Genomic DNA, 18,786 nt, shown 5'->3' on the forward strand with positions numbered 1-18,786 from the left:
AGGGCGCGAGGCTCAGCCTGCGCGCCCGAATACCCGTTCAAAGAAACCGGTCACCCGCACGTCTGGTATTGGCAGGCTGTCGACTTCGTCCATGGCCCGTCGCCAGAACTTCTCGGGGTCGTCCAGATGCGCAACTTTGGCGCGCTCGTCCGGACTGTAGTGGTTGTGCTCCCCGGCAATGCCCTCGGCCATCAGTTCCTGGGTCCAGAGGTAGATCGCAGCCCGAACGGTCCTGAGGAGCCGGCAATAAACGTCGCGACTCAGGTTGATGGCCAGCTCGGCGGTCAGGTTGATCTGCTTCTGCAACACGGCCATCTCGTCTTTTTCCAGCAAAACCCGGTTGCCGTTGCCCTTTTTGCAACTCACACAGGTTTTCTCAAGAGCTTTCACGCCCTCGAGCAGATCCATGTAGCCGAACTCCTCTTTTTGCTGATCATCGACCGGAGCGGGGATCCAACCATACTGGGGGGATTTGGCAACAATGTGCCCGTGTAGCTGCCTACGATAAGGTGGGGCGGCAGCAACATCCTGATATCCATCAAATTCGGTGCGTAGCCAGGCCGCCATTTTACGGTGACGAAGCATCATGGCCAGGGTAATGGCAGAGGGCATGATCTCCTCGAGCAGCTCTGCGGAGTCCCGCGTGCGTTCGTCGAGGTGGTTTACGGATGTCGACATTTCTCCTCCTCGGCAACGGGTTGGCCGGTTCGTGGACCCGTTGTCCGTTTGTTGTTTTTGGCATTCGGTGGTTGTATGTGTCATTACCGATGTCTAAAAAGTAGACAGATAATCTCAAGCGCGCCGTTGTAAAAAAGTTACTGCTTTGTAACGGCCGGTAAGCAGCCGGACCAGGGGAAGGAAGAGCGTCATGAATCAGGACAATGGCTTCGAGTTGCAGAGAGCGTCCATGGTGGATTATCAGCTTCGAGCCCGTGGAATCGGGTCGCCGCTGGTGCTGGAGGCCATGGGTCGGGTGCCGCGTGAGCGCTTCATTCCAGAACGTATGAAGGACTGCGCCTACGATGATGGTCCTCTTCCGATAGGCGCGGGGCAGACCATTTCGCAGCCTTACATCGTGGCGTTGATGACGGAAGCCCTGGATCTGGAGGGTGGAGAAAGGGTTCTGGATATCGGCACAGGTTCGGGTTATGCGGCTGCCGTTCTGAGCTGTATTGCAAGCGAGGTGTTCAGCATCGAACGGGTTCAGGAACTGGCCGATCGCGCAGCCCGAACGCTGGCCGCCGAGGGTTTTGACAATGTCCGGGTTCGCTGTGGCGATGGCACGATAGGTTGGCCCGAGCACCAGCCTTTCGATGGCATCATCGTGGCTGCCGGTGCGCCAGCGGTGCCGGACTCATTGAAGCATCAGCTGGCGGTTGGCGGGCACCTGGTCATACCGGTGGGGTCGGAGCATTCGGTTCAGTCGCTGGAACGTATTACCCGGCTGACAGAGAACGAATTCCGGACCGAGGACCTCGGCGCAGTCCGGTTCGTTCCCCTGATCGGTGAACAGGGGTGGTCGTGACCGCGAGTCTTTGCACGCAGACTCAGCTGCCGGCGTTCGTGCTCTCGAAGATCTTGTCGGCCGATGCCGCTACGAAGCCCGAGTAGAGCCGGCCATCCGGTTTCGGATAACGCAGGGCAAATTCGTAGAAACAACTGGGTATGGTTACCGTCTCGTCGGTAAAGGTAACCGGCACCCGGTCGGCCATGGTTGAGGACTGCTCCAGCAAGTCTTCCGGGGAGCCTTTTACTTCACCGCCGGATGAATTCACCGTATAGCCATGATCTTTCAGCAACTGATTGATTTCCGGAACCGAACCGAACTGTTCCAGATGGTTGATGCTGACCGTGAAATGGTTTGCGCGGTAGCCCCAGGCGGCCATCCAGGCGGCGTACTCGCTTTCCTTCATCAGCTGGCGGTAGGTGTCGTAGTCGACCGCCCAATGGCGACCCGAATAGAGAAAATCATCGGCAGTAACCGCCTCCGGCTTTACCTGGCCGACAAGACTTTTAACCACCGATTGCAGCTCCGGCGAGCATTGCTCTACAAGCAGCTCGGAAATAAACACCTTGGGCAGTTCCCGGGAGGGGTGCTCATAGTGGCGGGCATAAAGCTTTTTGGCCTCGAAGTGGTATTCGCCACCTTCTTCATAGCCGAGGCTGAGAAAATGCTCTGCCAGAGCGTCCAGCCGAACAGGGTCCAGGTTGAAGGTGCGAAGCGCAATGTGGTCGTTGACGATGGCCTGCCCCTCTTCGGCGCCCAGGATTTTATGTATGCGATCGGCCGAAGGGGTTACCTGGCGGTACGACTCCCAGAGTCTCGCAAACAGGGTGTCCGGATCAGTGTGCATAGCGAATCTCCTCAGTAACCGGTTTTTGGCAGGGCTGTTGACGCCCCTGTGACTCTTCCCTGGACTGGCTCAGTGGCAGATAGCAGGCCAGGCTATATCCGCCAAGGTTCAGTTCGTTCGCCAGTTGCTCTGGCACTGACAGGCTATTGGCATCGGGGTTCGGCAGGACCTGCTCGGTTACCGTAGCCCTGAAGCCTGAACAGCCAGCATTGGCAACTATAGCGGATCCAGCGGTGTTTCCAGCAATATTCCAGGAACTCCGGTTGCCTTTCTGTAGCCTTGCGCGGGTAAGAAGGGTATCGCGCACGCTGGCGATGTCCGATCTGGCGCACTCCAGTGTTGGCCCCCCGTCCAGAAGATCCACTAAGCCCCGGTGGCGAAAACCTTCGCGCTCCAGCATGTGCCGGGCAGGGCGCGTATCTTCATGGACCTGGCCGATAACCGCCCGGGCTGCATCGGTCATCTGCCGGGTAAACAATGGCGTTGCGGGGATAAAGCGTTCAACAAAACCGCTCTGGCCACAGCAGGCCAGCTGTGTGGCAGACATGAAATCAAGATCTGCTACGTGATGTTTGAGCCAGTCCCAGAACGGGGATTGGCCGGCATGGTCTGAAACGCCGCGCATTTCTGCAATAACGGTGTCCGCAAAACGCTCCGGGTGCAGTGCCATGAACAGAAAGCGAACCCGTGACAGGAGCTTGCCCGCATTGGCCCGGCGAAATCCGGGCCGAAGATACAGCGAGCATACCTCGGTGCAGCCGGTGTAATGCTGGCATCGGGTAAGGCTTTCCTCGACGTGACGTTTCCGGGGATCTTCCTCGTGATGGATAACCGCGTTACGGCGGAAATGCTCGAGCGGGCGGGATAAGCCAGCAGCAGCTTCTATGCCGGTGGTCCCCATAATCTGGCCGGTCGCACTGTCTTCAAGCACAAAAAGATAATGCTCATCGCCGGGAGTGGTCACAGTCCGTGCGAAGCTCTCAACCGAATGATCGATCTTGCGGCTCAGGGCATCGCGATCCGGCATCAGCGAGGTGAAGCCGGGGCCGGATTCCACTGCGATCTGCATCAGGGCGTCAAGATCTTTGGGGGTAATCGGTCGAATAATCATGGCGATCTTCCTGGGAATTGTTTTGGGCCCAGTATGAAAGCCGTCAGCGCCATAATGCAGCTGCAGAATGATCGAAATGATCTACAATGGATGCAAATTGTAAAGTAGGTTTGGCAATATGATCAATTCACGGGACCAGAAACTGCTAATGCTGCTGCGGCAGAATGCCCGGACCAGTGTCACCGAGCTCGCCAAAGCCATGCATGTGTCACGGTCGACGGTGCAGAACCGTATCGCGCGGCTGGAGGCCAGCGGTGTCATCCGTGGTTACTCGGTTCAGTTGGGGGGTGAGTTTTCGGCGAGCCAGGTGGAGGCTCACGTATCGATCAAGGTGTTCCAGAAGCTCACCGGCAGAACCAATGCTGCCCTGGAGCAAATCAGCCAGGTATCGCAGCTGTTTTCCGTCAGTGGGGAGTACGACCTAATTGCCATTGTTCAAGCTCAGTCCCTGGAGGAACTGAGCGCCGTACTGGATGACATTGGCAACCTTGAGGGAGTTGAGAGGACCAACTCTGCCGTTGTCCTCGAAACCCGGTTTCGGCGTTAAAACGGTTTTCCCGGGTCAGGTGCCCAGCATGCCCGCATAGGCGCTGTAGAAAAAGGCACCGGAACCCAGAAGAATGATGCCCCAGGCCGGAAAGATTAAAAACGAACGTTTTGGTTTGCTCATGGCTACATCCAATTTGCTCGAAAAGGAGGGTGTACACCCTTCACACTAGCTCAAACTTGACAAATGTTACGAAAAATTTTGAGTAACAGTTCTCGGGCGAGGATTAATTTGCCAATGGCGCGGGCACTAATTGCTATTGAGCGGGTCTGAAATGACGCTAGTATGAATCGCAATGGCATGACCTAAACACGAAGGACAATAACAAAAAGGAGCCGTTTATGGCGGTAGACCCCCGGAAGCAGACCTCACTCCATTGCCTGTATTACTGGGCAGAGGAAACCCCCGACAACGTTTACCTTACTCAGCCTTACCCGGATGGCCGGGTGGAAGATATTACCTGGAGAGAAGCAGCCGATCAGGTATCCCGCATGGCGGCTTACCTGGACAGCCTGAAGCTTCCGGAACCCAGCAATATCAGTATCCTCGGCAAAAACAGCGCGCACTGGATCCTGGCCGATCTGGCGATCTGGGCGGCAGGCCATGTTTCGGTGCCACTTTATCCCACGCTCAACGGAGATACTGCTGCCTACGTTCTCGAGCACAGTGAGGCAAAGCTCCTGTTCCTCGGAAAACTGGACGGGACCGCGGACGGCTGGAACGACATCAAGAACCACATTCCGGCAGACTTGCCGCTCATTTCCCTGCCCCTGTCGCCACGGGACGATACGCCCAAGTGGTCGGAGATTGTGGCCGAACAGTCGCCTGCGCAGCCCAAGTTGCCGGATCCGGACAACTTGGCCACGATTGTCTATACCTCCGGCAGCACCGGTCGCCCCAAGGGCGTCATGCACAGCTTCCGGACCATGATTTCAGTAGCTGATGGCCTGCAGCAGCTGTTCCCGGTTTCCTCTGACGAGCGCATGCTTTCTTACCTGCCCCTGGCTCACGTGGCTGAGCGGGCAGCCGTCGAAACGCAGTCCCTCTACTATGGCTTTCATCTCTATTTTGCGAATTCCCTGGATACTTTCCAGGAGGACCTGCAGCGGGCAAGGCCGACGCTGTTTTTCTCGGTCCCGCGCCTGTGGATGAAGTTCTATCTTGGTGTAAACGCCAAACTGCCGCCAAAAAAGCAGAAGCTGCTCTTCAGTCTCCCCATTATCAGCGGCCTGGTGAAGAAGAAGGTCTTGAAACAGCTGGGGCTGGATTATTGTCGGGCAGCCCTGACCGGCGCAGCGCCGCTGTCAGCGGACATCGTTAACTGGTACCGCAACCTTGGGCTCGAGCTGCTGGAAGTGTACGGGATGTCGGAAAACTTCGGCTATTCTCACGCCAACCGACCAGGCCAGGCTCGCGCCGGTTCGGTAGGTATGGCGAATCCAGGGGTTGAGCACCGCATCGGAGAGGGCGGAGAAGTCCAGGTGAAAAGCCCGGGCCAGATGCTGGGTTACTACAAGAATGAGGAGAAAACCAAGGAAGACCTCACCGAGGATGGCTTCCTGAAAACCGGAGATATGGGCGAGATCGATCGGGACGGCACCCTCCGTATCACAGGCCGGGTAAAGGATCTGTTCAAAACCTCCAAAGGCAAATACGTGGTGCCGGTGCCCATCGAAAACCGGTTTAATCATCCAAAGGCCGAAGTGGTCTGTGTGGCCGGTGCCAACCAGCCGCAGCCTTGCCTGATGGTCCTGCTGTCGGAAGAGGCCAGGGATGAACTGGAGACCGGAATGGATCGCGGTGAGCTCGAGCAGGAACTTGCGGCCGAACTGGAGGCGGTGAACGCGGAGTGCGAGTCCCACGAGAAGGTAGCTTTTGTCGTGGTGGTTCGGGAGCCCTGGACTATGGAAAACGGCATGCTGACGCCGACCATGAAGATCAAGCGGAATGTGATAGAAGATTTCTACAACCAGAAGATGGACGACTGGTTCAGCCAGAAGAAAAAAGTCGTTTGGGAATTCTGATCCGCTAACGTAAAACGCCGTTGGTTCCCTGGGAGCCAACGGCGTTTTCAAATCCTTATGTTCTTTCTGTTCTCAGCCTGAGCGATCTCCCCGCTCATGCCAGATTCGGCTGCCGTTTTAGTGGCCGCCCTGCATCTGGCTCATGTCCGGAGCAACGTTTGCTGCTTTCCGGTTGAAGCTCCGCATCTTGCGACTGAAAAACTGTACCGCCTGCTTTGCCGCAGCACGGGTATACTGGCGCCTGACCTCAGCACTGTTGTGGAGGATACTGGACGGCAGCGGGTTTACGGTTGCGATATGGTTCTGAGTCATAGCGCCTTCCTCCTTTTTAATGAGTGTATTGATTTTGGTAGGTAGGTTAGTTAGGGATCTACCTTTAATTTAAAAGCGATTCTAAGGGTTCTTATTTGCAGTTTGAATACGTTAAAATCCGTACTCACGTTGCAAATATGCAGTAACTATGGATTGGGATTATCTTCGATATATACGGGCGCTGGCAATAGGCGGAACGCTAGCCAAGGCCGGCGAATTACTGGGTGTGCACCAAACCACAGTTTTACGGCGACTCGACCAGATGGAAGAGTCGATGGGTGTACAGTTTTTTGAACGCAGCCGGGATGGACTACAGCTCACCCCCGTGGGGGAGACCGCGTTCCGGGAGGCGGATCGGCTGGCCATCGAGATGGAAAATCTCGAGCGCAAACTGGTCGGGCAGGATTCGGCGCCGGTGGGTAAAGTCAGGCTGGCGGCTGAAGACGCAATGATGAGCGCGCTGCTTAGCCCGATCCTGGCCGAGCTGGTTCGGGAGTTCCCGGATATCGAGCTGGAGACGCTTACTGATAACGATGTGGCGAACCTCAGCCATCGGGAAGCGGATCTCACCTTGCGGCCCGAGAACAAGCCGCAGGCAACTCTGGAAGGCGAGCGAATCGCCTCCATCGAATCCGCCGTTTACGGGTCGGCCCGCTATTGCCGGCGGCATCGTGACATGGACGTGGAAAACCGTCCGGAAGGTTGCCTCTGGATCATACCGGATGAAACCTTCAGCCATCTGGCGACGGGCCGGTGGTACAGAAAACAGTTGAAGAACGTTACCTCTTTCATTCGCTGCAACAGCCTGCAATCCATGCACGCGCTGGCGAAAGCCGGTGCCGGCCTGGCGGTTTTGCCCTGCTACCTGGGGGAGAGCACTCGTGAACTCCGCCGCCTGTCGGACCCGCTGGAGGGTGAGAGCGTGGATCTCTGGCTGCACGTCAACCAGGATACCCAGCAAATGGCCCGGGTCCGTATCGTTATGGAGTATCTGGTGGAGCGCCTGCAGTCACTGGAGTCCCAGATGGAGATTTCTTCCGCTTTCTGACGAGCGTCAGCCGCAGAACGGCCAGAACTGGTACCAGCGCCAGCACTGGAATTCCTGCTCGCAGGTTTTCAGCTGATTGTCGTATCGGAAAGCCCGGGTCTGTACCCGGGCGGCCAGATCCATCACGTCCGGTTTCTCTTCGAAGCTTCTGCGGGCATATCCGCCCCGGCCTTCGTGGTAGGCAAGGTACAGCTTTCTGGGGGCCGAGAAGGGAATGCCAAGCTGCCGGTGGCTTAGCTGGTTGTACCAGCCCACGAAATCCAGCGCGTGTTCCATGTCGGTGCGAACGGTGAACCAGCCTTCGCCATTGGCCTGCAGGTATTCCCGCCACGCCGGGTCGAGGGCCTGGGCATAACCGTATGCGGTTGTGGGCCTGGTCCAGGGAATAAAGCCCCAGAGCAGTGTGCGTGGTGGACGCGCATGGCTGCGGAATGACGACTCGTAATAGACAAACGCTAACTGGGTGGCGATGGGTGTGCCCCAGCGTTGCCTGGAGTCGTTGGCGTAGTCATACCACACCGGGTGTTCCCGGAAGATTTCACAGATGTTCTCCGGGTTTGCCGGAGGATCCGGTGCCAACAGGCTGAAGCGGAGCGTTGCCCAGAGACCCATCAGCAGCCCCAGCATTGGAAGCCCATACCATCTTGCCCGGCTTTTCCAGGTTTCCAGAGCCAGTTGCCGACTTTTGGTCTTGCGGGTACGTTTCTTTCGCATTCCTACCAAACCGTCATCTCCAGGGCCGCGGGATTGCTTGCTGCCTGCCTCGAACCCATGGCATAAGGGAATCAATGATTCACTCGGGATGATAGGTAAATGACGCGATTTCCCATAATTAAACCTCTTTTAATCACAGCACTTCTTATTACTGGTAATGCCCAGGCAGCGCCGGATGCCCGCCAGGTGCTGGAAGTATCGCCTGTTGACGATATCGTGGCCCGTTACCCGGCCATGATGAGCCAGGGAATCCGGGAAGGACTCAAACAGAATGGTCAGCTTCCTCCAATGATGGCCAATACCATCGGGAACATCGTGAGCAGCGGTTTCAATTCCGTGGATATCGAGCAGCAGATCATTAAAGATCTGCAAGCCAAACTCACGGATTCGCAGCTCCAGGCAGTTCATGACTGGTACGAAACCCCTGTGGCCAGAAAGATTTCTTCGGCCGAGATTGCAGCTTCGGAACCCTCGGCCTGGCCGAAAATCCAGTCCAGTGCCATGGAATTGAACAGCCGTTACAAGGGCACGCGCAAAGCGGAAATGTTCGATCGGTTTGATCGGGCTGCGCGGGCCACAGAAAGCGCGGTGGATACAACGATCGCAGTGCAGCTCGGCCTGGCAACGGCAATGGCGGCGTTCAGCAGTGATTCGGCCAATTACGAGCAGCTGCGCCAACGCATTGAAAGCCAGCGCAGCATGCTCAGGGGCGTGGTAGGTCAGCAGGTTTACGACAGCTATCTGTATACCTACCAGAACATTGGTGGCCAGGAGATGGATCTCTACCTGGAGTTCCTGGAGAGCTCTGCCGGCTCGGCTTTCTCGAAAGTTGTAACCAACAGCATCCAGCAGGCGATTACCGAGCCGGTGGAAAGCATAGGCAAGCAGATGTCGCGGTTCTTCAGTCCGGAATCACCAGGCGGTCAGTGAATCCCCTCGGTTGCCGTTCTGAGTCAATGTGATGCTGGAATAATTTCTTGCTCGGGGTTTGTGCAAAGCCAGAATAGGGTCCAATCTCCCTAGTATATGCGAGTGAGGAGTGTCGTTATGGATTTCAATGCCTATCAGAAAGCCTTGTCCTCACAACTGAGGGGGCTGGAGTGTCCGTTTCCGGAGCAGGAGTTCGACGAGCGACTTGCTCGTGTCCGGGATGGGATGGCCCGGGAGGATTTTGGCGCCCTGCTGTTGACCGATCCTTCGGATATTTTTTACCTGACCGGCTATAGCACTTTTGAAGTATCCGTTCACGTGGCCCTGGTGGTTACCCAGGAGGACCTGCTTTTGCAGGTGCCGTCTATCGAGATGGGGCCTGCGATGATGACAACCCGGGTCGCCCGGGTCAGCGGATACCGGTGGGAAGGCATCGGCGAGGTATTGGAACCACTGGTTCAGGCCCTGAACGACGGCGTGGAGACCGTGGGTATTGATGCCTGGCATGGCTCTCTGCGCCAGGGCGTGCTGGAAGGCCTGCAAGCTCGGATGCCCGGAGTAAGATTTCTGAATAACGGCGGTCTGTTGAAGCAGATCCGGATCGTCAAGTCCGATGCCGAAATCCGTTGCCTGCGTGAAAGCGCCCGGATAACAGCCGAAGGTTTCAGGGCGGCCGTGGCCGCGGTCCAGCCGGGCGTCACTGATAATGACATAGCCGCCGAAGGCGCGAGGGCGCTGCTGGCGGCCGGCAGTGAATTCATGAGCATGCAGCCAATTGTTGTTACCGGCCGTCGCAGCAGCGTGATCCACTGCAATCACAAACGTACGGTGGTGCAGAAAGGCGACCCTGTTTTTCTGGAATTCGGCTCGGCCTGGAACCGCTACACCGCACCCATGATGCAGACCGTGGTTGCTGGTGGCGACCCATCGACTGAAATGCGTCGGGTCCATGACGGCTGCCGTCGGATTGTGGACACCCTGCTGACGTCGATCTGCCCGGGAGTTACTTTCGACCAGGCTGCCCAGAACGCTGAGAAGGCGCTCCAGCCATTGGCCGGAAAGGTATTTTTCTCCGGGGTATTTGGCTACACGGTGGGCGCCCAGTTCCCGCCATCCTGGGTTGAGGGCTCGGGGTTCATCGCCAGGGGTGGCAATGTGGAATTTCGACCGGGCATGGTTTTCCACCTGCCCATCTGTTTGCGTATTCCCGGGCAATGGGGCATTGGGTGTAGCGAAACGATTCTGGTCACCGACGCTGGCGCCGAACCGATAACCGATAATCCCTGGACGCTCGGTTAGTCCAGTCTCAGATCCAACAGACAAACAGTGCGTGGCTCGGGCAGGCGAACCGCAAAAAGCCCCATTCTTCTGACTTGGGACATATCCATGGACCGGCCATCGGGAGCGTTTTCGATGTCGGCCAGTTTCAGGGTGAAGGTATTGGAACCAGGACCCAGTGTCAGGCGGGTGTTGTAGCGGTCGTTGTAGGCATGATCGCTGCGGTCATGGGCTACGTCATTGATTCGAAGCGTCAGCGTCAGGGGAGCGGTTGAGGGATTGAACAGGGTGATGCTCAGTGTTTCGTAATCATGCCAATCGGCCGGGAGATTGTTGAGTGAGACCCCCGAGTAGGTTTCAGTGCCCAGATCAAGTTTCAGGCTCTGCGCATTATTCAGCGAGTGGTCGGCAGAGACCGTGAGCCTGCCGGTCCAGAATGCGCCGGGATCCTGATGGGTGAAATCGTACAGCAGAGGAAGTTGTTGGTGTACCTGCCATTGCCGGGCAGCCACCATGCCGGTAGCTCCCAGCTCAAAACACAGTAGCAGCGCAACGGATGCGGCCACCAGGCCTTCGCCGAGAGAGTTTCGCCGCTCTGATGTAAGCAAGGGGCGCCATGCGATAACCAGCCAACTGCCAATCAGGTTGCGCAGGAGGTCCCGCCCATCCATGTCGCGATTGTGTCCGCCCTGGATCAACTCGATACCAATTCCGAGCACCAGCAAGACGACGGTAACCGCGAGCCAGAGACGCCAGCCACTTAGCCACTGCCAGGGTCTGACCGCCAGAGTGAGTAGTGCAAACAGAAGGATGTGGCCAAGGTTCCAGGCCGATTTGAGGAGTGGCCCCGAGGCCCAGTCAGGCCCGCCGACAAACAGGAAAGGCGCGATGAGCAGAGAAGCGGCACCGGCCAGCAGCGGTAGCCGCCGGCCGGTGGTTTGCAGTCCCGGTATGGAACCAGGAATCATCAGCTGCGGCTGGTCACTTCCAGCAGGTGATAACCAAACTGGGTCTTGACCGGACCGATAACGGTGTTCAGTTCACCGTTGAAAACCGCCTTGTCGAACTCGGGAACCATCTGGCCCGGGCCAAAGGAGCCAAGATCTCCGCCGTTGCGACCGGAGGGGCAGGAGGAGTGCTGCTTTGCCACTTCGGCAAAGTCCTGTCCGCCTTCAATCGCCTTTTTCAGTTCTTCGCATTTCGCTTCGCTGTCTACCAGAATGTGACGCGCTGTAGCCTGTGCCATGATCAATGTCCTTGTGTCGGATGAATGTATACATCAGAACCGGAATGCTGCCCGCAGAGCTCGTCAGAGGCAAGCCCTTTTTATCCGTGTTTCTGCGGCCTCACAGTCCACCGGGCAAACCTGTACAATGCCGGCTTTCTTTTCGCCGGCGCATGCCCGGCCCCACATCGACAGGTTTGTTTCTTGATCTCCACCGCCAATATCACCATGCAATTCGGGGCTAAACCCCTGTTTGAAAACGTCTCCGCCAAATTTGGTAACGGTAATCGCTATGGCCTGATCGGGGCCAATGGCTGTGGCAAGTCCACACTGATGAAAATCCTGGGTGGCGATCTCGAGCCCTCCGCCGGCCAGGTCATGCTGGAGCCCAATGTCCGTCTGGGTAAACTGCGCCAGGACCAGTTTGCCTATGAGGATTGCTCGGTGATCGATACCGTGATCATGGGCCATGAGGAACTCTGGAACGTCAAGAAAGAGCGTGATCGGATCTATTCCCTGCCCGAGATGAGCGAAGAAGACGGGATGGCGGTCGCGGACCTGGAAGTCCAGTTCGCTGAAATGGACGGCTATACCGCCGATGCCCGCGCCGGCGAGCTGTTGCTTGGCCTGGATATTCCGCTGGAGCAACACAACGGCCCAATGAGCGCGCTGGCACCGGGCTGGAAGCTGCGGGTGTTGCTGGCCCAGGCGCTGTTCTCCGATCCTGATGTGTTGCTGTTGGACGAGCCCACCAACCACCTGGACATCAACACCATCCGCTGGCTGGAAAACATACTGGTGGCCCGCAACAGCACCATGATTATCATTTCCCACGACCGCCACTTCCTGAACAGCGTGTGCACCCACATGGCGGATCTGGACTATGGCGAACTGCGCCTGTTCCCGGGCAACTACGACGAATACATGACCGCCGCCACCCAGGCTCGCGAGCGTATGCTGTCGGACAACGCCAAGAAAAAGGCGCAGATTGCCGAACTGCAGCAGTTTGTCAGCCGCTTTTCGGCCAACGCCTCCAAGGCCAAGCAGGCTACCTCCCGTGCCCGCCAGATCGACAAGATCCAGCTGGAAGAGGTGAAGCCCTCAAGTCGGGTGAGCCCGTTTATCCGTTTTGAACAGGGCAAGAAACTTCACCGTCAGGCGGTGACTCTCAAGAACATGACCAAGGGCTTTGATGATAAGCCCCTGTTTAAGAATCTGAACCTGCAGGTCGAAGCCGGTGAGCGAATCGCCATCATTGGTCCCAACGGCATCGGCAAAACCACGCTTCTGCAATGCATGTCAGGGGCCTACACGCCCGACAGTGGCGAGGTGAAGTGGACCGACAGCGCGGAAGTGGGCTACTTCGCCCAGGACCACACGGCGGACTTTGCCGAGGATGAAACCCTGACCGACTGGATGGCCCAGTGGACCAAGGGTGGCGAACAGCTGGTGCGCGGCACCCTGGGCCGCATGCTGTTCTCCGGTGACGATATCGGGAAATCGGTGCGGGTGATCTCGGGCGGAGAGCAGGGCAGGATGCTGTTCGGCAAGCTGATTCTGCAGAAGCCCAATGTGATGCTGATGGATGAGCCCACGAACCACCTGGATATGGAGTCCATCGAGGCATTGAACCTGGCGCTGGAGAACTATCCGGGTACACTGATTTTCGTCAGCCATGATCGGGAGTTTGTTTCTTCCCTTGCGACTCGAATTATTGAGCTTAAGGCTGATGGGGTGACTGATTTCAGTGGCTCTTATGATGATTATCTTCGGAGCCAGGGGTACTTCTAAGGCTCAGGGTTGGGTGCAGGCGGTCATGTGGGACTGGCTTTCCAAAACACGCTCCTTGCGGCCCATCCATGGGGCGCTTGGGCTCCGCCCCTCTGCGCTTATTGCTCCTGCGTCGCGCAGAGGGTCCTGGGCAGGCCGTCCATGGCCTGCCCGTGAAGAGCTTTTCGCTCTTCACCCCTGGCTCCGCACAGTTTTGGAAAGCCAGTCCCACACGCCCGCTCTTACCTGTGAGTGAGCCTCAAACAAAACAACGGATACGGAAAAATGGGCGAGACTGAAGTCATTAGTGCTACCCGCAAATGGGTTGAAGACGTCGTGGTCGGCTACAACTTGTGCCCGTTCGCCAAACGGGAACTGGTGCGGAACCGGGTACGGTTTGTGGTTTCTGAAGCCGAAACGGAAGACGAGCTGCTGCAGGCCCTGCACTCGGAGCTTCAACGACTTGAAGACGAGCCGGAGATTGAAACCACGCTTTTGATCCATCCGGGTGTATTGCAGGACTTCGGGCCCTACAATGAATTCCTTGATGCGGCTGATGGTTTGCTGGCGTATCTGGATATGGAAGGCGTTTACCAAATCGCCAGTTTCCACCCGGATTACCAGTTTGCGGGCACCGAGCCCGATGCGGCGGAGAACTACACCAATCGTTCGCCATTTCCCATGCTGCACCTCTTGCGGGAAGCCAGTCTGGAAGCGGCGATTGACAGTTATCCTGATGTGGATGGGATCCCGCAGAGAAACATTGAACTGATGAACGAGCTGGGCTCGGAGAAGATGCGGAGTATTCTGCGTTCCTGTCTTGATGAATCCACTCGCAAGGTCTGAACAGATGGGACTGCTTTTCGAACAGATTGACAGCCAGCCTTCGGTGATTGGTGAGATCACGCTTCGCAGACGCCGGATTCCGGCGATTGGCGACAGGGATATCTACGAGGTGAAGCTGGGCGAGGAATTCCTGATGTCCAGCATGTTCGTGGATGCCGAAGTGGCTCTCTCTGATATCGGGCTGGGCGAAACCGAGGGCGATGATCTCCGGGTAGTTGTTGGTGGCCTGGGCCTGGGTTACACCGCGGTGGCGGCGCTCAGGCACGAGCGTGTTGCCGAACTGCTGGTGGTTGAGTATCTGAAACCCGTTATCGGATGGCATCAGCAGGAGCTGGTGCCTCTTGGTAAAGATCTGAATGCCGATCCCCGGAACCGCTACGTCCATGGCAGTTTCTTCGACCTGGCAATTGCCGATCCGGCAGAGGGTGGTTTCGATCCGAAGAACCCCGGCAAGCCATTCGATGCCATTCTTCTGGATATCGACCATTCCCCCCGGGCGCTGCTGCACGATTCCAGTGCCAGCTTCTACACCGCCAACAACCTGCGGCTGATGGCGCGGCAACTGAAGCCCCGAGGGGTGTTTGCCATGTGGTCGAACGAGGGCGAAGATGACGAGTTCATGGCCGTTCTCAACGAGGTGTTCACCGATGTGGCCTGCCATGTCGTATCCTTCTTCAATCCATTTCAGAACAGGGAATCGTTCAACACCGTGTATGTGGCCCGTAAGCCGGGCTGAGAAACCGGAGCCTGTATGTCTTTAACCACGCACCGCAGCCGACCTTTCAGCTCCAGCCAGCGCCTGCCCGAGCCGGAGCAGCCGCCGGTGTTGCATGAGCCGGAGGAGGCCGGGGCGTTGCTGGCGGAGTTTATCCAGCGCCATCCTCGCTTGCTGATCCTGACTGGCGCAGGGGTCAGTACCGATTCGGGCATCCCGGACTACCGGGACGGCGATGGCGCCTGGAAGCGCAAGCAGCCGGTTCAGCACAAGGCGTTCATGGAAGACGTCTACACCCGCCAGCGCTACTGGGGCCGGAGCCTGATTGGCTGGCCGGTCATGCGTAATGCCAGGCCCAATCCTTCCCACCATTACATCTCTGACCTGGAACTGCTCAACCACAGCAGTCTGGTGGTTACCCAGAACGTGGATCGGTTGCACCAGAAGGCAGGCACCCGGGGGGTGACGGACCTGCACGGGCGGGCCGATCAGGTGGTGTGCATGAGTTGCGGCTACCGTTGCCCGCGGGATGAGGTGCACGACCGTTGCGCCGATCTGAACCCGGGGTTCCAGAAATACACCGCCGAGACAGCGCCGGATGGCGATGCCGATCTGGATGTGGATTTCGAGGATTTCCGGCTGGCGGATTGTCCGAAGTGCGAAGGGATTCTGAAGCCGGATGTGGTGTTCTTTGGTGACTATGTTCCAAAAGACCGGGTGTATTCGGCCCTGGATACGCTGAAGGCCAGTGATGGCCTCTTGGTAATCGGTTCGTCGTTGATGGTGTATTCCGGGTTCCGTTTCTGCCGGTACGCCAACGAATGGAACAAGCCCATTGCCACCCTGAACCTGGGGCGGACGCGGGCTGAAGATCTGGTAGATTTGAAGTTGAACGCGAGGATCGGGGAGACCCTGAAGGCCTCCCTCGATCAGCTTTAGCGGCGGCTTACATCAGGTTGTAGATAAACACCACTGCCACGGCAACCGGAGTGATGAAACGCACGGTGATCAGCCACAGGTTAAACATGGCCGGTGACAGTGCCAGTTCACGCTCCATGGCCTGACGTGACATCACCCAGCCCGCAAACAGGGCCACCAGCAGTCCGCCCAGGGGCAGCATTATGTTGGCGGTGAAGAAGTCCAGCAGGTCGAAAATGGTCTTGCCTTCCAGCATGGGGACAAAGCCAAGCGGTGCGAAGTCGGACCAGAGGTTCAGGGACAGAATCGAGGCAATGCCCAGTCCCCAGCAGACAAAACCGGCGCCCAGTGTGCTGACGGTGCGGTTCATGCCTTTACGCTCTTCCAGCCATTCCACAGTCGGCTCCAGAAGCGAAATCCCCGACGTCCAGGCGGCAAAGATCAGAAGTACAAAGAACAGGGTGCCGAACAGGGAACCCATGGGCATCTGACCGAAGGCCAGCGGCAGGGTCTGGAAGATCAGCCCCGGCCCCGCTCCCGGCTCAAGGCCGTTCGCGAACACAATCGGGAAGATGGCCAGGCCTGCGAGCAGCGCCACGCCGGTGTCGATGACCGATACGCTGATCGAGGTCTTGGCAATGGAAATGTTCTTAGGCAGGTAAGAGCCATAAGCCATCATGACCGCCATACCAAGGCTCAGGGTGAAGAACGCGTGCCCCAGGGCTACCAGTATTCCGGATGTTGTGAGCTTGGAGAAATCGGGCTGGAACAGGAATGCGGCGGCTTGCCCGAAGTGCCCGGTTGTCATTGCATAGCCGACCACGATCAGCAGCAGTACGAACAGGGCCGGCATGAGAATGCTGACAGCCCGCTCAAGCCCCGAGCGAACGCCTCGCACTACCACAACCATCACCATAGCCATGAACAGGGTATGCCAGGCCAGCAGTTTGGTGGGATCGCTTAGAAGGCCCGAGAATATCGCGCCTACGGCATCGGCAGACTGCCCGGCAAGCTGGCCGCTGGCGGTTGTGCCTACGTAGGAAATGGCCCAGCCGCCGATGACCGAGTAGAACGACAGAATCAGAAAACCCGCCAGAATGCCGATGGCACCGACCAGCTTCCAGGCCGGCTTGAGTCGGTCATGCTCGGCGATCAGGCTCAGACTCTTGACGGGGCTCCTGCCACCGCGACGACCGATCATGACTTCCGCCATCATGATAGGAATCCCGACGACCGCGATGCACAGCAGATACACCAGCACGAAGGCGCCGCCACCGTTCTCACCGGTGACATAAGGAAATTTCCAGATATTGCCCAGGCCCACGGCAGAGCCGGTAGCGGCAAGAATAAAGGCCAGACGTGATGACCAGAGCCCGCGTTGGGCGTTTGAACCTTCAAGCGCCCCGGAATAAGCGGCGGAATCTGAAGAAGTGACGGACATAACTATCTCCCGAAGTATTTGTTTTTGTGTCAGGGTTTAAGAGGGAAGCCGCAGCTGTCTGCAGCTTCCTGAGGGTGCGCCGGTGTCAGCTCAGCCGGTGCGGGCCAATCGCTCGGACGCCTGTCCGGCTCCGGCGGTGTGCTTTTTGAACCGTTCCTCGGCAAGCTCGTTGGCAATCTCCCCGGTGGGGCGACCCGAGCGGTCGGAACGGTTGAAGATTTCGGTCAGGGTGTCGCCGATGGTCTCGACATGGGCACGAACCGTTTCCGGTGTGGCCCCGGTGCGCTCGTAGAACACATCGATGATGCCGCCGGCATTGATGGCAAAGTCCGGTGCATAGAGAACGCCCCGGTCCCGCAGCATGGCAACGTGCTCAGGGTGTTCCAGCAGATTGTTGGCGGCGCCGGCGACGATCCGGGCCTTCAGTTGGGGAATGCTGTCATCGTTCAGTACTGCCCCCATGGCACAGGGCGCTACCACGTCCACAGGCAGTGACAATATGTCCTCGGCAGCCGCTGGCTTGGCTCCCAGCTGATCCACGGCCCGCCGCATATTGTCGTCATGGATGTCATAGACCCAGAGATCAGCGCCGGCGTCCTTCAGGTGTCTGGCCAACCGGAAACCGACATTACCGATGCCCTGAATGGCTACTTTCAAACCGTTGAGGTCGTCCCGCCCAAGTTTGTGTTTTACCGCTGCTTTGAGGCCGATAAAGGTGCCGTAGGCTGTCGCCGGTGACGGGTCGCCGTTGCTTGGGTTGCCGTCGAAGCCGGTGCGCGAGGCAATTCCCGCAACGTGGCTGGTGTGTCGGCCCATGACCTTGAGGTCGGGGACGCTGGTGCCCGAGTCTTCTGCCGCAATGTACTGCCCGCCAAGACTTTCCAGATGGCGGCCCATGGCCTCCATCATCGCTTCGGTTTTCTGTTTGCGCGGGTCGCCAATAATCACGGACTTGCCGCCACCCAGATCCAGGTTGGCGAGGGCCGATTTGTAGGTCATACCCCGCGAAAGCCGCAAGACATCGCGAACCGCCTCTTCATCGGAGGCATAGGGAAACATTCGGCAGCCTCCCAATGCGGGGCCGCGGGAAGTGTTATGTATGGCAACGATGGCCTTCAGGCCGGTTTCGGGATCGCAGAAAAAGGAAAGATGTTCGTGGTTATCGAACTCGGGATGGCTGAATAGCATTGTGAAATCCTCTCCCACCGGCCGGATCTCGGCATGAGCGGGTATCTTGTTCTTGTCTGCCGGCTTGTGGCCGGCGTTCCGATTTCAGGTGTCCGGTATATCCGCTGGGGGTGGCCCACCGAAAGTGCCCTTTTGGGGCTGGACGAAAAACAAACTAGCGGCAATTGACGTTAACGTCAACATGCGAATGTGAACTATCCGATACAAGGCTCATCCCCGGATTCGGGCGCCTCCCCGGTAAACATTTGAGGCAATCATGAGGTTAAATGCCCTCATGCGTTGCGCGGATCTGGTCCATTAGTCGCAGATGTGCCCCTTTCTGCGGAAACTACCTATACGCGGATCGGGGAAACTGACCTAGTTTC

Annotated in this window: 19 protein-coding genes; 10 read left to right on the forward strand and 9 right to left on the reverse strand. The window is 57.7% G+C overall.

Features of this window, described 5'->3' with window-relative positions; translation table 11 throughout:
- Window positions 1-12: 12 nt before the first annotated feature.
- Window positions 13-678, reverse strand: a complete 666-nt coding sequence (locus KYE_RS12475; protein ID WP_008173893.1) for a hypothetical protein — start codon at window positions 676-678, stop codon at window positions 13-15.
- A 190-nt stretch (window positions 679-868) separates the two neighbouring features.
- Between KYE_RS12475 and KYE_RS12480 the strand changes: the two genes are divergently transcribed.
- Window positions 869-1,525, forward strand: coding sequence for a protein-L-isoaspartate(D-aspartate) O-methyltransferase (locus tag KYE_RS12480; protein ID WP_008173895.1), 657 nt, complete (start codon window positions 869-871; stop codon window positions 1,523-1,525).
- 22 nt (window positions 1,526-1,547) lie between these two features.
- On the opposite strand, the gene KYE_RS12485 is transcribed toward KYE_RS12480, so the two are convergent.
- Together KYE_RS12485 and KYE_RS12490 are read right to left on the reverse strand one after the other, a co-directional pair.
- Window positions 1,548-2,354, reverse strand: a complete 807-nt coding sequence (locus tag KYE_RS12485; protein ID WP_008173898.1) for a DUF1338 domain-containing protein — start codon at window positions 2,352-2,354, stop codon at window positions 1,548-1,550.
- Entirely contained in the window at window positions 2,344-3,465 is a 1,122-nt protein-coding gene (locus KYE_RS12490; protein ID WP_008173901.1) for an arginine N-succinyltransferase, read from the reverse strand. Before KYE_RS12490 ends, KYE_RS12485 begins: the two co-directional genes overlap by 11 nt.
- Window positions 3,466-3,583: 118 nt before the next feature.
- On the opposite strand from KYE_RS12490, the gene KYE_RS12495 reads away from it, so the two are divergent.
- Together KYE_RS12495 and KYE_RS12500 are read left to right on the forward strand one after the other, a co-directional pair.
- Window positions 3,584-4,012, forward strand: coding sequence for an Lrp/AsnC family transcriptional regulator (locus KYE_RS12495; protein WP_008173902.1), 429 nt, complete (start codon window positions 3,584-3,586; stop codon window positions 4,010-4,012).
- A gap of 341 nt (window positions 4,013-4,353) precedes the next feature.
- On the forward strand, window positions 4,354-6,036 hold the full coding sequence (locus KYE_RS12500; protein ID WP_008173905.1) for an AMP-binding protein: 1,683 nt from the start codon (window positions 4,354-4,356) through the stop codon (window positions 6,034-6,036).
- 117 nt (window positions 6,037-6,153) lie between these two features.
- Here the strand turns inward: KYE_RS12500 and KYE_RS12505 are convergent, their stop codons facing one another.
- The gene (locus tag KYE_RS12505; RefSeq protein WP_039882018.1) at window positions 6,154-6,348 is read right to left on the reverse strand and encodes a hypothetical protein; all 195 of its coding nucleotides are present in this window, start codon (window positions 6,346-6,348) and stop codon (window positions 6,154-6,156) included.
- A 148-nt stretch (window positions 6,349-6,496) separates the two neighbouring features.
- On the opposite strand from KYE_RS12505, the gene KYE_RS12510 reads away from it, so the two are divergent.
- Window positions 6,497-7,396: a LysR family transcriptional regulator gene (locus KYE_RS12510; protein WP_014577912.1), complete on the forward strand. Its 900-nt coding sequence runs from the start codon at window positions 6,497-6,499 to the stop codon at window positions 7,394-7,396.
- A 6-nt stretch (window positions 7,397-7,402) separates the two neighbouring features.
- Here the strand turns inward: KYE_RS12510 and KYE_RS12515 are convergent, their stop codons facing one another.
- Complete coding sequence (locus tag KYE_RS12515) at window positions 7,403-8,110, reverse strand: hypothetical protein (RefSeq protein ID WP_008173907.1); 708 nt, start codon at window positions 8,108-8,110, stop codon at window positions 7,403-7,405.
- A gap of 99 nt (window positions 8,111-8,209) precedes the next feature.
- Here KYE_RS12515 and KYE_RS12520 point away from each other — a divergent pair, with 99 nt between their 5' ends.
- Together KYE_RS12520 and KYE_RS12525 are read left to right on the forward strand one after the other, a co-directional pair.
- Window positions 8,210-9,040: a DUF2059 domain-containing protein gene (locus tag KYE_RS12520; protein ID WP_008173908.1), complete on the forward strand. Its 831-nt coding sequence runs from the start codon at window positions 8,210-8,212 to the stop codon at window positions 9,038-9,040.
- A gap of 117 nt (window positions 9,041-9,157) precedes the next feature.
- Window positions 9,158-10,339 carry a M24 family metallopeptidase gene (locus KYE_RS12525; RefSeq protein WP_008173909.1) on the forward strand — a complete coding sequence of 394 codons (1,182 nt, stop codon included), beginning with the start codon at window positions 9,158-9,160 and terminating at the stop codon, window positions 10,337-10,339.
- On the opposite strand, the gene KYE_RS12530 is transcribed toward KYE_RS12525, so the two are convergent.
- Both KYE_RS12530 and KYE_RS12535 read right to left on the reverse strand, forming a co-directional pair.
- Complete coding sequence (locus KYE_RS12530; RefSeq protein ID WP_008173910.1) at window positions 10,336-11,286, reverse strand: hypothetical protein; 951 nt, start codon at window positions 11,284-11,286, stop codon at window positions 10,336-10,338. The genes KYE_RS12525 and KYE_RS12530 overlap by 4 nt on opposite strands.
- Window positions 11,286-11,564, reverse strand: a complete 279-nt coding sequence (locus KYE_RS12535; protein WP_008173912.1) for a peptidylprolyl isomerase — start codon at window positions 11,562-11,564, stop codon at window positions 11,286-11,288. Before KYE_RS12535 ends, KYE_RS12530 begins: the two co-directional genes overlap by 1 nt.
- A gap of 183 nt (window positions 11,565-11,747) precedes the next feature.
- Between KYE_RS12535 and KYE_RS12540 the strand changes: the two genes are divergently transcribed.
- The 4 genes from KYE_RS12540 (at window position 11,748) to KYE_RS12555 (ending at window position 15,813) form a co-directional block, all read left to right on the forward strand.
- Complete coding sequence (locus tag KYE_RS12540; protein WP_008173914.1) at window positions 11,748-13,334, forward strand: ABC-F family ATPase; 1,587 nt, start codon at window positions 11,748-11,750, stop codon at window positions 13,332-13,334.
- Window positions 13,335-13,598: 264 nt separating this feature from the next.
- Window positions 13,599-14,159 carry a DUF1415 domain-containing protein gene (locus tag KYE_RS12545; protein ID WP_008173916.1) on the forward strand — a complete coding sequence of 187 codons (561 nt, stop codon included), beginning with the start codon at window positions 13,599-13,601 and terminating at the stop codon, window positions 14,157-14,159.
- Window positions 14,160-14,163: 4 nt separating this feature from the next.
- The gene (locus KYE_RS12550; RefSeq protein WP_008173917.1) at window positions 14,164-14,895 is read left to right on the forward strand and encodes a hypothetical protein; all 732 of its coding nucleotides are present in this window, start codon (window positions 14,164-14,166) and stop codon (window positions 14,893-14,895) included.
- Between the two features lie 15 nt (window positions 14,896-14,910).
- Entirely contained in the window at window positions 14,911-15,813 is a 903-nt protein-coding gene (locus KYE_RS12555) for an NAD-dependent protein deacetylase (RefSeq protein ID WP_008173920.1), read from the forward strand.
- A 7-nt stretch (window positions 15,814-15,820) separates the two neighbouring features.
- Here the strand turns inward: KYE_RS12555 and KYE_RS12560 are convergent, their stop codons facing one another.
- Together KYE_RS12560 and KYE_RS12565 are read right to left on the reverse strand one after the other, a co-directional pair.
- Window positions 15,821-17,233, reverse strand: a complete 1,413-nt coding sequence (locus KYE_RS12560; protein ID WP_008173922.1) for a sodium-dependent transporter — start codon at window positions 17,231-17,233, stop codon at window positions 15,821-15,823.
- Between the two features lie 90 nt (window positions 17,234-17,323).
- Entirely contained in the window at window positions 17,324-18,421 is a 1,098-nt protein-coding gene (locus KYE_RS12565) for a Glu/Leu/Phe/Val family dehydrogenase (protein WP_008173924.1), read from the reverse strand.
- Between the last annotated feature and the right edge of the window lie 365 nt (window positions 18,422-18,786).

It is taken from the genome of Marinobacter manganoxydans MnI7-9 (assembly GCF_000235625.1).
GTDB lineage: Bacteria > Pseudomonadota > Gammaproteobacteria > Pseudomonadales > Oleiphilaceae > Marinobacter > Marinobacter manganoxydans.

Excerpts from the sequence above, each read along its gene's own strand:
- KYE_RS12510 (WP_014577912.1), top strand. The coding sequence starts at position 6,497 with ATGGATTGGGATTATCTTCGATATATACGGGCGCTGGCAATAGGCGGA.
- KYE_RS12525 (WP_008173909.1), top strand. The coding sequence starts at position 9,158 with ATGGATTTCAATGCCTATCAGAAAGCCTTGTCCTCACAACTGAGGGGG.
- KYE_RS12490 (WP_008173901.1), bottom strand. The coding sequence starts at position 3,465 with ATGATTATTCGACCGATTACCCCCAAAGATCTTGACGCCCTGATGCAG.
- KYE_RS12505 (WP_039882018.1), bottom strand. The coding sequence starts at position 6,348 with ATGACTCAGAACCATATCGCAACCGTAAACCCGCTGCCGTCCAGTATC.
- KYE_RS12480 (WP_008173895.1), top strand. The coding sequence starts at position 869 with ATGAATCAGGACAATGGCTTCGAGTTGCAGAGAGCGTCCATGGTGGAT.
- KYE_RS12495 (WP_008173902.1), top strand. The coding sequence starts at position 3,584 with ATGATCAATTCACGGGACCAGAAACTGCTAATGCTGCTGCGGCAGAAT.
- KYE_RS12560 (WP_008173922.1), bottom strand. The coding sequence starts at position 17,233 with ATGTCCGTCACTTCTTCAGATTCCGCCGCTTATTCCGGGGCGCTTGAA.
- KYE_RS12520 (WP_008173908.1), top strand. The coding sequence starts at position 8,210 with ATGACGCGATTTCCCATAATTAAACCTCTTTTAATCACAGCACTTCTT.
- KYE_RS12515 (WP_008173907.1), bottom strand. The coding sequence starts at position 8,110 with ATGCGAAAGAAACGTACCCGCAAGACCAAAAGTCGGCAACTGGCTCTG.
- KYE_RS12530 (WP_008173910.1), bottom strand. The coding sequence starts at position 11,286 with ATGATTCCTGGTTCCATACCGGGACTGCAAACCACCGGCCGGCGGCTA.
- KYE_RS12485 (WP_008173898.1), bottom strand. The coding sequence starts at position 2,354 with ATGCACACTGATCCGGACACCCTGTTTGCGAGACTCTGGGAGTCGTAC.
- KYE_RS12500 (WP_008173905.1), top strand. The coding sequence starts at position 4,354 with ATGGCGGTAGACCCCCGGAAGCAGACCTCACTCCATTGCCTGTATTAC.
- KYE_RS12555 (WP_008173920.1), top strand. The coding sequence starts at position 14,911 with ATGTCTTTAACCACGCACCGCAGCCGACCTTTCAGCTCCAGCCAGCGC.
- KYE_RS12475 (WP_008173893.1), bottom strand. The coding sequence starts at position 678 with ATGTCGACATCCGTAAACCACCTCGACGAACGCACGCGGGACTCCGCA.
- KYE_RS12565 (WP_008173924.1), bottom strand. The coding sequence starts at position 18,421 with ATGCTATTCAGCCATCCCGAGTTCGATAACCACGAACATCTTTCCTTT.
- KYE_RS12550 (WP_008173917.1), top strand. The coding sequence starts at position 14,164 with ATGGGACTGCTTTTCGAACAGATTGACAGCCAGCCTTCGGTGATTGGT.
- KYE_RS12545 (WP_008173916.1), top strand. The coding sequence starts at position 13,599 with ATGGGCGAGACTGAAGTCATTAGTGCTACCCGCAAATGGGTTGAAGAC.
- KYE_RS12535 (WP_008173912.1), bottom strand. The coding sequence starts at position 11,564 with ATGGCACAGGCTACAGCGCGTCACATTCTGGTAGACAGCGAAGCGAAA.